The sequence below is a fragment of the Algibacter sp. R77976 genome, from assembly GCF_044594645.1.
Lineage (GTDB): Bacteria > Bacteroidota > Bacteroidia > Flavobacteriales > Flavobacteriaceae > Algibacter_B.
In genome coordinates this window covers 2,122,501-2,136,252 of the sequence record NZ_CP138989.1, presented here as the reverse complement: position 1 = coordinate 2,136,252, position 13,752 = coordinate 2,122,501, and the positions used below count along the sequence as shown (strand labels likewise).

The following is a 13,752-nucleotide window of genomic DNA, read 5'->3' as shown; positions in this document are numbered from 1 at the left end:
AGCAAAAAGAAACACCAAAAAAACACAAATAAAACATTGTAGGTTATGAATTAATAGTTATTTTTGCAGCCAATTTCGGGTTAACCTCTGGCGAGAATCGTGAATGTTGTTCTGGATTAATTATAATTAAATTTAAAGATATGGAATCTTTAGTAAAATTTGTACAAGACGAATTTGTAACAAGAAAGGATTTACCAGAATTTGCTGCTGGTGATACAATTACAGTATTCTACGAAATTAGAGAGGGCGAGAAAGTACGTACTCAGTTTTTTAGAGGTGTAGTAATACAAAGAAGAGGGTCTGGAGCTTCAGAAACTTTTACAATTAGAAAAATGTCAGGAACTATTGGTGTAGAGCGTATCTTCCCAATTAATTTACCTGCATTACAAAAAATAGAAGTTAACAAACGTGGTAAAGTACGTAGAGCACGTATATTCTACTTTAGAGGCCTTACAGGTAAGAAAGCTAGAATTACAGAGCGTAGACGTTAATAACAATACATCTGCAATTGCAGTATTTAAAAGCCTTGAGATATCTCAAGGCTTTTTTTATTAACAAAAGTTAATAACTACGGTTTATAAGTAGTTGATATCTAAAGTCTTAAAAAATTTGTTTTTTTGAAAAGTGATGTTATATTTACAACAGAAATAAATGACAGCTCTGGCTGGTTTCGCTTCAACAACGAATTTGCATGACTTTCTAAATAAGATAACGTTCTTTAAATAATAATTGTTTTTGAGGTTGTAATGTTCCATGTGTATATGTGTGATATCAGGAGACCAAGACATTGTAAATAGTTTCATATGTACAAGCAGATGAAAACTAATATAATGAAAAGCTTAAAAAGCAGCAGAAGCGAAAGTGTATGTTGTAATGCAAGTAATGCTAATAGCCAATTAACACGAAAGTGAAGAGGAAGCGACTAGTTTCAAGAAAACAATTACAGAAATATTGTAGTAATAGGTCAATACATTTTGAAAATTGCAACACTATTTCGTTGAAATAACAAAACTTGAACCAAAATGGTTTAGATGAAAATTTAAACAAACATGTGTAGCAATACACATTAGGTCACGCTAAGTTATTTCAAAAAAGCCATATCAACGTAGATTAAGTTCTGTAGTGATATGGCTTTTGTTTTTTTAAAGTAAAGGGTTCTTTTTTATTAAATTCTTATTGGTATACCAATTTTTTACAATTCTATTAAATCAAACTTCCTAAAACGTTTTCGTTGCCCTAAAAAAAGCATATAATAGTCTAATTTTGTATATTCGCTTCGCTAAAAATAAATCTACTAATTTCTATAGTTTTTTAGCACTTTAATTTAATTCTTAAAAGCGACACAACATGTCTAAAATCATTTATACTAAAACTGACGAAGCTCCAGCTTTAGCAACACGCTCTTTATTACCAATTGTTCAAGCGTTTGTTAAATCATCGGGCATTAATATTGAAACCAAAGATATTTCTTTAGCAGCAAGAATTTTAGCTGTATTTCCAGATTTTTTAAATGAAGACCAACGTGTTACAGACGATTTAGCAATACTTGGTGAATTGGCTAAAAAACCGGAAGCTAATATTGTAAAACTTCCAAATATTAGTGCTTCTGTACCGCAATTAAAAGCTGCAATTAAGGAATTACAATCTAAAGGTTTTAACATTCCTAACTACCCTAACGAGGCTAATACTGATGCAGAAAAAGATATTAAATCCCGTTATGATAAAATAAAAGGAAGTGCTGTAAATCCTGTGTTACGTGAAGGTAATAGTGATAGACGTGCTCCTAAAGCGGTTAAGAATTATGCTAAGAAAAATCCTCATTCTATGGGAGCTTGGTCTAGCAATTCTAAAACACATGTAGCTACAATGAGTGCAGGTGATTTTGCTCATAATGAAAAATCGGTTACTTTAAATGATGCTACCAGCATTACTATTGAGCATACAGATAATAGTGGTAATACAACTGTTTTAAAAGATAGTTTTCCTTTATTAAAAGGAGAAATTATTGATGCTACAGTAATGAGTAAAAAAGCTTTACTAAGCTTTTTAGAAACGCAAGTTGACGATGCAAGAGCAAAAGACATTTTATTTTCTCTTCATATGAAAGGCACCATGATGAAAGTGAGCGATCCAATTATTTTTGGACATGCTGTAAAAATATTTTTTAAAGATGTTTTTGCTAAACATGCAGAAACAATAGAAAAACTTGGTGTTAATGTAAATTCTGGTTTAGGAAACCTTTTAGAGCGTATCCAAGAATTACCAAATGCAGAACGTGAAGCTATTGAAGCAGATATTAATGCAACATATAAAAATGGCCCAGGAGTAGCAATGGTAAACTCAGACAAAGGGATTACCAACTTACACGTACCTAGTGATGTTATTATTGATGCCTCAATGCCAGCAATGATTCGTACTTCTGGACAGATGTGGAATGCTGAAGGCAAACTTCAAGATACTAAAGCTGTAATTCCAGATAGTAGTTATGCAGGGGTTTATGCTGCTACAATTGATTTTTGTAAAGAAAATGGAGCTTTCGATCCAACAACTATGGGAACAGTACCTAATGTTGGACTTATGGCTCAGAAAGCTGAAGAATATGGTTCGCATGATAAAACTTTCGAAATTCCTTCAAACGGAACAGTAAAAGTAATTGATGCTTCAGGAACTTTATTGTTAGAACATGCAGTTGAAGAAGGTGATATATGGAGAATGTGTCAAACTAAAGATGCTCCAATTCAAGACTGGGTAAAATTAGCCGTAACTCGTGCAAGAGCTTCAGAAACTCCAGCAGTTTTTTGGTTAGATGAAAATAGAGCTCATGATGCTGAAATAATCAAAAAAGTTAATACATATTTAAAAGATCACGATACTACTGGTTTAGATTTAAGAATCTTATCGCCTATTGAAGCTACAAAGTTTACTTGTGCTAGACTAATAAAAGGAGAAGATACTATCTCGGTTTCTGGTAACGTATTGCGTGATTATTTAACAGATTTATTCCCGATTTTAGAAGTTGGTACAAGTGCAAAAATGTTATCTATAGTTCCATTAATGAATGGAGGTGGTTTATTTGAAACTGGTGCTGGCGGATCTGCTCCAAAACATGTACAACAATTACTTGAAGAAAACCACTTGAGATGGGATTCTTTAGGGGAGTTTTTGGCATTAGCGGTTTCTCTAGAGCATTTTAGCCAAGTTAATAACAACGCAAAAGCTAAAATTTTAGGTGAAGCTTTAGATGATGCAACAGATAAATTATTAGAAAACAGTAAAGGACCTTCTAGAAAAGCTGGAGAGTTAGATAATAGAGGTAGTCATTTCTACTTAGCCATGTATTGGGCACAAGAATTGGCTAAACAAAATAAAGACGAAACTTTAAAAGCTGAGTTTACACCTATTGCAAAACAGTTAGCAGATAATGAAGTAGCTATTGTAAAAGAATTAAATGACATTCAAGGTAAACCTACCGATATTGGTGGTTATTATGAACCAAATGAAGTTCTTATCAATAAAGTAATGAGACCTAGCGAAACTCTTAATGCTATTTTAAGATAAAAAATAAAGACAATATAACTTTTAAAAGCTCCTTTTTAGGAGCTTTTTTTATACATTTATAAAAAAAAGCTAATAAATGAAGAGCCCTTTACTATGGTTTCTTTGTGTGTTTTATTTTTCAATATCTGCAATAAACGCACAAGAAAAATTCACATTAAGCGGAACCATTTCTGAAGAAAAAAGTAATGAAACTCTAATTGGAGTTAATATTATTTTTCCAGAAATATCAGCAGGTACAACAACCAACGAATATGGATTTTATTCTATAACCCTACCAAAAGGTACTTATAATATTATTGTTAGTTACTTAGGGTATTCGACACTTTCTGAAACTATTTCGCTTTCAGAAGATCTTTCAAAAAACTTCAGCTTAACGGATGCTTTAGAGAATTTAGATGAAGTTATTATCACGGAAAATATTGAAAAATTAAATATTAGAACACCTCAAATGAGTGTTAATAAACTATCCTCTAGCACCATAAAAGATATTCCTGTGGTACTTGGAGAGTCTGATATTATAAAAGCAATAACTTTACTTCCTGGAGTTACCAATGCTGGCGAAGGGGCTTCTGGGTTTAATGTTCGTGGTGGCGCTGCAGATCAAAATTTAATTCTATTGGATGAAGCAACCATTTACAACTCATCACATTTATTTGGTTTCTTTTCTGTTTTTAACCCAGATGCCATAAAAGATATAAGATTATATAAAGGAGGTATTCCTGCACGTTATGGCGGTCGCGTAGCTTCCGTTTTAGATATTTATCAGAAAGAAGGAAATAACAGAGAATTTCATGCCAATGGTGGAGTTGGTATAGTTTCTAGTAGATTGCTATTAGAAGGACCACTTAAAAAAGACAAAGGTTCTTTTCTCTTAGGAGGACGATCAAGTTACGCACATTTATTTTTGCCTCTTTTTGATATTAATAACAAAGCATATTTTTATGATTTAAACACCAAATTGAGTTATAAGCTAAACGATAAAAATAATATTTACCTTTCTGGTTACTTTGGAAGAGACGTTTTTAGAATTGAAGATACTTTTGAAAACACCTATGGTAATTCCGTTTTAAACTTCAGATGGAATCATTTATTTTCAAACAAACTATTCTCAAACTTGTCATTAATTTATTCTGACTATTATTACGATTTAAAATTGAATTTTGTTGAATTCGATTGGGTTTCTGGAATCCAGAATTTCAACTTAAAATATGATTTTAAACACTATTTAAACGATAAAATAAAATTACAATATGGTTTAAATAGCATCTATTATAGGTTCAATCCAGGAGAAATTAAACCTACTGTAGAGAGCTCAGGTATAAACCCATTTAAACTAACAGATAAATATGCTTTTGAAAATGCTATTTATTTAGATGCAGAACATAAGGTTTCAGATAAACTAGCTTTATCATATGGGCTTCGTTTTAGCAGTTTTCATCGTTTAGGGCAGGATGAATTAAATGTTTACGAAAATGATCAAGCCGTTTTGTTTAATGAAGATTTTCAAATTTATGAAAAAGCTGAACCTAGTGGAACTGAATCTTTCAAACGATCTGATGTTATTGAAAGTTTCTTCAATCTAGAACCAAGAGCTTCTTTAGCATATCAATTAAATTCAGAAAGTTCTGTGAAATTAAGTTATAATCGTATGGCTCAATATTTACACCTATTATCAAATACTAGTTCTCCTACCCCTTTAGACATCTGGACGCCTAGTGGAAAATTTGTAAAACCACAATTACTAGACCAATATGCAATAGGATATTTTAAAAACTTTAACAACAACAAATATTCGCTTGAAGTAGAAAGTTTTTATAAAGATGTTCAAAATAGAATCGATTATATTGATGGAGCAGATTTAGTTGCTAACAACGCTATTGAAAAAGTGATATTAAACGGAAAATCTAGAGCTTACGGCTTAGAAGTATTGTTAAGGAAAAACGAAGGACGTTTTAAAGGCTGGTTAGCTTATACCCTATCAAAATCTGAACAACAAACACCAGGAAGAACAGCAAACGAATTAGGTATAAATAATGGAAACTGGTATAATACACCTTTTGATAAAACACATGATATTTCACTTACCGGGAGTTATGATTGGAATGAAAAATGGAAAATAAACACCAATTTTATATTTCAAACTGGGCAACCCGCAACATTTCCAAACGGACAATATGAATACAATGGTTTAAGTATTCCCAATTATAGCAATAGGAATGCTGACAGGCTACCAGCATATCACAGACTAGATATATCTTTAAGTTATACGCCAGAAGCAAATAAAACAAAAAAATTGAGAGGTGAATGGGTTTTTGGTTTTTATAACATATATAATAGAAGAAATGCCGCTTCAATATCTTTTGGTCAAAATAATGTTACAGGTGCTAATGAAGCAACGCGCTTATCCATTTTCGGAATAGTTCCATCAATATCTTATAATTTTAAACTTTAGAGTTATGCGAAAAATATTTAATTTATTATTTCTCTGTTCACTTATATTTTCATGTGAAGATGTTATAGATGTTGACCTAAATACTGCAGAACCAAGATTAGTAATTGATGCCTCTATTCATTGGAATAAAGATACTACAGGAGAAAGTCAATTAATTAAATTGTCGCTAACTGCACCTTATTTAGATAGCGAGGTTCCTCCTGCTACTGGAGCTACCGTAACAATAACAAATTCGGATAATACTATTTTTAATTTTATTGATGAAAATAACTTAGGCCTTTATAAAAATGAAAACTTCTTACCAGTAATTGGGGAAGTTTATAATTTAACCATTATTTACAATGGTGAAACTTATGTTGCAACAGAAACAATGACGCCAGTTGTTTCAATTGAATATATTGAACAAAAAAATGATGGTGGTTTTTCTGGTGAAGAAATAGAAATCAAAGCTTATTACACAGATCCTGAAAACGCAGCAAACTTTTATCTTTTCAGTTTCTCTGTATTAGATAAAAATACTTCCGCCCTTGAAGTTTATGACGACGAATTTACGGATGGAAACCAAATTTTCGCTTTCTATTCAGATGACGAATTAGAATCAGGTGATAGTATTGTGATTAGAAATTCTGGTATTTCTGAACGTACTTATAACTATTTAAACATCCTATTGGAACAAACTGATGAAGACTCAGGAGACCCTTTTCAAACGCAACCTGCAACCGTTAGAGGAAATTGTGTAAATCAAACTAATCCAACTAATTTTCCATTAGGTTATTTTAGAGTTTCCGAAACTGATGCTTTTACTTATGTTGTTGAATAATTATGAGTTCATTGGTTATTTAGTACACCGTATACTTCAAATTTTATGTATTTTTGAGGTATGAGTTTTATAAAAACAACCGAGCAAGATTCTAACCATAATCATTTGGAAAAAATGAGTGTTTCAGAATTATTAAAAAACATTAATAAAGAAGATAAAACTGTTCCTAATGCCGTTGAAAAAGCATTACCTCAAATTGAAGCTTTGGTTTTCCAAATTGTAGAAAAATTAAAAAACGGTGGGCGCCTTTTTTACATGGGAGCAGGTACAAGTGGTAGACTAGGCGTTGTTGATGCTTCAGAGTGCCCTCCTACTTTTGGAGTATCTCACGATTTAGTTGTTGGTCTAATTGCTGGAGGTGATTCTGCCATAAGAAAAGCAGTTGAATTTGCTGAAGATTCGAAAACTCAAGGCTGGAAAGATTTAAAAGAAAACAACATAAGCACCAAAGATGTTGTTGTAGGTATTGCCGCTTCTGGCACTACACCTTACGTCATTTCCGCTTTAGAGAAATGTAATGAAAACAATATTATAACCGGTTGTATTTCGTGTAATAAAAACAGTCCTCTTTCTAAAGTATCAAAATACCCAATAGATGTGGTTGTTGGACCAGAGTTTGTAACAGGAAGTTCTAGAATGAAAGCTGGAACTGCCCAAAAATTAGTTCTTAACATGATTACCACGTCTACCATGATTCAATTAGGTCATGTTAAAGGCAATAAAATGGTAGATATGCAGCTGAGTAATAACAAACTAGTTGATAGAGGAACCAAAATGATTATGAAAGAAATAAATGTTTCTGAAACTGAAGCATTAGCATTATTAAACCAACACAAAAGCGTCCGTAACGCAGTAAAATTCTATAATGATGGAAAATAATAAAACAGATAGAGTCATGCTTTTCCAAGGAATAAAAACATTGGCCTTTGCAGTATTAAGTCTTCTAATGGGACCCGTTTTATTAAGTTTTGCTTTTAGCAAACCAGATGATAAACTTTATATGCCTCTGTTAGTTATAGGGTGTTTAATTTGTGCCTTCGCTATATTTCTTATTTTTAAAGGTATCAGATTAATAATGAACAGTATGTTCAAAAAGAAGTAAGCTTATTTTAGTATTGTTTGCTTAGGAGTGGTAGGATTATATCCAAATTCATCATCATTAATAACAATACCTAAACTATCAAAAATATAATTTATAATTGCGTAGTGGTGAATAGTATGACTGTTAGCTTGAGCCAATAAAGAACCGTATGTGTATGGTATTTCAGTTTTTCCTAAACCTAAATCATCAATAACAAAAACGGTATCATCAATATCAAATGATGTAGTAGTCAGTTTTTCAATAATTTCATTCAAATAATTTTGAGCACAATTGCAATCTGATTCAACAGCTTTATTTCTACTTCGTGCTGTTAAATTTACTTTTTTATCAGAATCTAAATTAAAAATGCAATCATAGAAATCTAAAATGTGCCTAATATGAGAACCAATGCTTGAATAATATGGAGAAACAGAAGCATCACACAACTGATTGTTAGATAAATGGTCTAATAAAATTTCGGATTTCTTAAGTGTTTTTAAAGTAGATTGGATAATAATGTTCATGGACACTAAATTAGTTAAATTTTTCGAATTTCATAAATATTAACATTTAGTCTAAACACTTAAAAATCCTTACAGCTATATTTATCATTAGTAACAAAACCAAACCATTAAAAAACAAGTAACTTAGTTCTTTAGGGCATCAACGACCAATCTAATTTCCCCATAACTATACTTATCATCCAACTGATGTTTTAAATCAGATAAATTCTCGAATTTTTTCTTCGGAATAATAGATTTCAACTCTTCATAAAACTCAACCGACATCAAATCTGTAATCTTTACTTCACCTGTTGGAATAAAACCAGCCAAATGTCCAATAATCGTATTCATGTTCAATTCACGTGCATTAGCAATATCTTGAACAGATTTACCTGATTTAAAAAGAGCTAAAGATTCCTTTTTAGTGTCTCCTTTTTTACGTTTTGGCTTGGGCTCGTCAAAAATTTCAACTTCAGCTGAAGTTTCAATGTCGTGTTCATCACAATACGATTTAATCACTTTCAAAATAGCCGACCCATATTTCTCAACACGAGTTTTACCCATTCCGTTAATCTTGAGCAATTCTGCTTTATTCGTTGGTAACATTTCACACATTTCGTATAAAGCCTTTTGGGTATAAATTTGATAATGAATCAAGTCTTTATCAGCTGCAATATCATTTCTAAGCATGCGTAATTTTTCAAATAATTCGACATTACTTGTACCTTCAACAACCGACTTTCTAGTTTTCTTCGGCTTTTCTTTCCCCATGAAAACTGACTTAGCACGAAGTTCCAAAATATCTTCAGCTGTAAAACCAGAAATCAAACCTTTAAAGTAAGTGAGTTTCACCGCAAGTAAATCTTCAAAAGCATCCAAATTTTTAGTTATTTCACTCCCAACAGCTTGGTTATCTGTAGTAAATGCAAAAGTCTTTAAAGGTTCTAGTATTTTAGTTTCAGTTTCAGTTTTAAAATAATTTATTCCTTTTTTAAAGCGCTCTTGTATAACGTTACTTTGTTCGGGTAAGCCATTATCATCTGCCAGTAGTTTTAATTGAGCATTAAATCCATTGGCTACTTTTAAAAATTTAGTTATAATATCTTTAATAGATAAAAACGTATCATCTACAGTACCTTTAATCACATTTCTATTCTTATAAAATATATCCAAAATGCGATTCAACGGGTATAAAAACTTATAGAAACCAAATACTTCAGCAATCAAGTCTAACTGAAAATTCTTTTGTGAATCCATTAAAATTGCTTCATCTGGAGCATTCTGCTCAGCATTCTCATTAAATGAGGTAACATTACCATCACTAATAATCTGACTAGAATTAATTTTACTTTTTAACACCAATCCTTCTAAAGATTTACATCTACTTAAAGCCACATAAGTCTGTCCATGGGCAAACGCCCCCTGTGCATCAATAATGGCTTTTTCAAAGGTTAAACCCTGGCTTTTATGTATAGTAATACTCCAGGCCAAACGCAATGGCATTTGAGTATAACTTCCTATCTTCTCTTCGGTTATCGCCTTTGTGTCAGTATCAACAGAATAATTAATATTCTCCCAAACTTCTGGAGTTACGTTAATATTAAAATCATCATCAGGGCAATGCACGACTACTTCATCAGTATCTAACAAAATCACTTTACCAATCTTTCCATTAAAATAACGTTTTTCTGGACTGCTATCGTTTTTAACAAACATAACCTGTGCACCCACTTTCAACTCAAGCTTTACATTGTTAGGATACGCATGCTCAGGAAATTTACCATCCACTTCGGCCTTATACGTAAACGCTCTTGATGTTAACTTACCTAGCTCTGTTCGATTCGTTGCTTCTGCCTTATTATTATGTGTCGTTAAAGAGATATAGCCTGAATCAGGTTCAGGTGTAAAATCAAGTATAAAACGTTTGTTTAATTCTTGAGCACCAGCTTCACTTAATTTATTGTTTCTAATTTCGTTTAATATTTCAATAAATTTCGGATTCTCTTGCCTATAAATGTGTTTTAACTCTATTGTAACTGCATTACATTGTTGAAACGAATGACTACTAAAAAAGAAGCCATTAGCATAGAAAGGTTTCAATAATTCCCATTCCTGCTCTTTAATAACCGGAGATAATTGTTGCAGATCCCCAATCATTAACACCTGAACACCACCAAAAACTTTATTTCGATCTCTAAAACGCCGTAAGGTTTTATCAATGCCATCTAACAAATCAGCTCGTACCATACTAATCTCGTCAATCACTAATAGATCCATTGACTTGATAATATTAATTTTTGTTTTGTTAAACCTTCTATTAAAACCTTTACCTGCATTTAAATCTGCATCGGGCAACATAGGTCCAAAAGGCATCTGAAAAAAAGAATGTATAGTTACGCCTTTAGCATTAATAGCAGCAACACCTGTAGGTGCCACAACCACTAGGCGTTTTAAACTACTCATTTTTAAACGGTGTAAAAAAGTTGTTTTACCAGTTCCTGCTTTACCCGTTAAAAAAATTGATCGGTTTGTGTTATTTACAAACGACCATGCCAATTCGAGCTCCTTATTTTCAGTCATTAAATAGATGTGAGATTAAGAATTTCAAGATAATAATTTATGAAGGTTATTTTGGCGGGTTTTTAAAAAAATAAAAACTGCGCTATGCGTTTCTAGTTTTGTAAAACCATTTATGAAAGTTTTACAAAAGCTAACCACTACTATCGCTCCCGCGGTTATCTACTAACTATTGGTTACACAAAAGTAAAGTCTTATCTAAGCCAATCATTTGAGTTTAAAGCAAAAAAAATCCCGATTCGTTAGAATCGGGATTAAAAAAGGCAACGACCTACTCTCCCACAAATGTAGTACCATCGGCGCAAATGGGCTTAACTTCTCTGTTCGGAATGGTAAGAGGTGAGCCCCATCGCTATAACCACCTTAAGTTATAGCTGCTGACTGTTAGTTTTCACTTCCAGTCTCAGCGTTCCGATTAAAATCGGAACAAATATCTTAACATATTGAAAATAAGAGACATGATTTGTAATAATATTGAACTTATGTAAAAAAACAGGCGTACAATAAGCCTATGGGTTATTAGTACTACTCGGCTATGACATTACTGCCTTTACACCTATAGCCTATCAACGTGGTAATCTCCCACGACCCTTTAAAGAAATCTCATCTTGTGGTGGGTTTCGCGCTTATATGCTTTCAGCGCTTATCCCTTCCCAACGTAGCTACTCTGCAATGCTCCTGGCGGAACAACAGATACACCAGAGGTTAGTCCAACTCGGTCCTCTCGTACTAGAGTCAGATCCACTCAAATTTCTAACGCCCACTGTAGATAGAGACCGAACTGTCTCACGACGTTCTGAACCCAGCTCGCGTGCCACTTTAATGGGCGAACAGCCCAACCCTTGGGACCTTCTCCAGCCCCAGGATGTGACGAGCCGACATCGAGGTGCCAAACCCCCCCGTCGATATGAGCTCTTGGGGGAGATCAGCCTGTTATCCCCGGCGTACCTTTTATCCTTTGAGCGATGGCCCTTCCATGCGGAACCACCGGATCACTATGCTCTACTTTCGTACCTGATCGACTTGTAGGTCTCTCAGTCAAGCTCCCTTATGCCATTGCACTCTACACACGATTACCAACCGTATTGAGGGAACCTTTAGAAGCCTCCGTTACTCTTTTGGAGGCGACCACCCCAGTCAAACTACCCACCAAGCACTGTCCCTTCTACGAAGGTTAGACTCTAGATAAGCAAAGGGTGGTATTTCAACAATGACTCCACAACGCCTAGCGACGCCACTTCAAAGTCTCCCACCTATCCTACACATTACTTATCCAAAACCAATACTAAGCTATAGTAAAGGTGCACGGGGTCTTTTCGTCCCACAGCGGGTAATCGGCATCTTCACCGATACTACAATTTCACCGAGCTCATGGCTGAGACAGTGTCCAGATCGTTGCACCATTCGTGCAGGTCGGAACTTACCCGACAAGGAATTTCGCTACCTTAGGACCGTTATAGTTACGGCCGCCGTTTACTGGGGCTTCATTTGAGATCTTCGAAGTAAACTTCTAAACCCTCCACTTAACCTTCCAGCACCGGGCAGGTGTCAGGCCATATACGTCATCTTTCAATTTAGCATAGCCCTGTGTTTTTGATAAACAGTCGCCTGGACCTTTTCACTGCGGCCACCCCGAAGGGTGGCGACTCTTCTCCCGAAGTTACGAGTCTATTTTGCCTAATTCCTTAGCCATGAATCTCTCGAGCGCCTTAGAATTCTCATCCCAACTACCTGTGTCGGTTTAGGGTACGGGCTGCTTCTCTTGCTTTTCTTGGAAGTTGCTACTCTGGATTATCACCTTGACCGAAGTCTCAGTGTACTATCGCGGTATCACTACTCGCTTCAACGTACTATTCCGTCAGTACGCACCAAATTCACACCTCCGTCACTTTTAATGAGAGCAGGTACAGGAATATTAACCTGTTGTCCATCCACTACCCCTTTCGGGTTCGCGTTAGGTCCCGACTAACCCTCAGCTGATTAGCATAGCTGAGGAAACCTTAGTCTTTCGGCGTGCGGGTTTCTCGCCCGCATTATCGTTACTTATGCCTACATTTTCTTTTGTAGCTTCTCCAGCATGCCTCACAGCACACCTTCGACGACACTACAATGCTCCCCTACCGATATTTCTATCCCATAGCTTCGGTAATATGTTTATGCCCGATTATTATCCATGCCGAACCGCTCGACTAGTGAGCTGTTACGCACTCTTTAAATGAATGGCTGCTTCCAAGCCAACATCCTAGCTGTCAAAGCAGTTCAACCTCGTTAGTTCAACTTAACATATATTTTGGGACCTTAGCTGATGGTCTGGGTTCTTTCCCTCTCGGACATGGACCTTAGCACCCATGCCCTCACTGCTGATTAACATTTTATAGCATTCGGAGTTTGTCAGGAATTGGTAGGCGGTGAAGCCCCCGCATCCAATCAGTAGCTCTACCTCTATAAAACTATAAATCAACGCTGCACCTAAATGCATTTCGGGGAGTACGAGCTATTTCCGAGTTTGATTGGCCTTTCACCCCTACCCACAGGTCATCGGAACACTTTTCAACGTATATCCGTTCGGTCCTCCACAGTATGTTACTACTGCTTCAACCTGCCCATGGGTAGATCACACGGTTTCGCGTCTACCACTACTAACTAAGCGCCCTATTCAGACTCGCTTTCGCTACGGATCCGCACCTGAAGTGCTTAACCTTGCTAGCAACGGTAACTCGTAGGCTCATTATGCAAAAGGCACGCCGTCACCCCAAAGGGC

General features: G+C 34.9%; 8 protein-coding genes and 2 rRNA genes (1 of these 10 only partly in view). 6 read left to right on the top strand and 4 right to left on the bottom strand.

All coding sequences use genetic code 11. From position 1 onward, the window contains the following. The first annotated feature begins 140 nt into the window (after window positions 1-140). From rplS to SJY43_RS09435, 6 genes are all read left to right on the top strand, one after another. Entirely contained in the window at window positions 141-491 is a 351-nt protein-coding gene (rplS, locus tag SJY43_RS09460; RefSeq protein WP_396600491.1) for a 50S ribosomal protein L19, read from the top strand. 856 nt (window positions 492-1,347) lie between these two features. Continuing rightward, window positions 1,348-3,558, top strand: coding sequence for an NADP-dependent isocitrate dehydrogenase (locus tag SJY43_RS09455; protein WP_396600490.1), 2,211 nt, complete (start codon window positions 1,348-1,350; stop codon window positions 3,556-3,558). A gap of 76 nt (window positions 3,559-3,634) precedes the next feature. Beyond that, window positions 3,635-6,010, top strand: a complete 2,376-nt coding sequence (locus SJY43_RS09450; protein ID WP_396600489.1) for a carboxypeptidase-like regulatory domain-containing protein — start codon at window positions 3,635-3,637, stop codon at window positions 6,008-6,010. 4 nt (window positions 6,011-6,014) lie between these two features. Beyond that, a complete protein-coding gene (locus tag SJY43_RS09445) occupies window positions 6,015-6,830 on the top strand; it encodes a DUF4249 domain-containing protein (RefSeq protein WP_396600488.1) in 816 nt (271 codons plus the stop codon). Between the two features lie 60 nt (window positions 6,831-6,890). Beyond that, window positions 6,891-7,709 carry an N-acetylmuramic acid 6-phosphate etherase gene (gene murQ / locus SJY43_RS09440; protein WP_396600487.1) on the top strand — a complete coding sequence of 273 codons (819 nt, stop codon included), beginning with the start codon at window positions 6,891-6,893 and terminating at the stop codon, window positions 7,707-7,709. Further along, entirely contained in the window at window positions 7,696-7,932 is a 237-nt protein-coding gene (locus SJY43_RS09435) for a DUF6095 family protein (protein WP_396600486.1), read from the top strand. The genes murQ and SJY43_RS09435 overlap by 14 nt, the downstream gene beginning before the upstream one ends. A 2-nt stretch (window positions 7,933-7,934) precedes the next feature. Here SJY43_RS09435 and SJY43_RS09430 read toward each other — a convergent pair whose 3' ends face one another. From SJY43_RS09430 to SJY43_RS09415, 4 genes are all read right to left on the bottom strand, one after another. Then, window positions 7,935-8,435 carry a hypothetical protein gene (locus tag SJY43_RS09430; protein ID WP_396600485.1) on the bottom strand — a complete coding sequence of 167 codons (501 nt, stop codon included), beginning with the start codon at window positions 8,433-8,435 and terminating at the stop codon, window positions 7,935-7,937. 123 nt (window positions 8,436-8,558) lie between these two features. Continuing rightward, window positions 8,559-10,994 (bottom strand): helix-turn-helix domain-containing protein, encoded by a 2,436-nt coding sequence (locus SJY43_RS09425; protein ID WP_396600484.1) that lies wholly within the window; start codon window positions 10,992-10,994, stop codon window positions 8,559-8,561. A gap of 255 nt (window positions 10,995-11,249) precedes the next feature. Further along, window positions 11,250-11,357 (bottom strand): 5S ribosomal RNA (rrf, locus tag SJY43_RS09420). 133 nt (window positions 11,358-11,490) lie between these two features. After that, a 23S ribosomal RNA gene (locus SJY43_RS09415) occupies window positions 11,491-13,752 on the bottom strand; it runs 560 nt beyond the window's last position.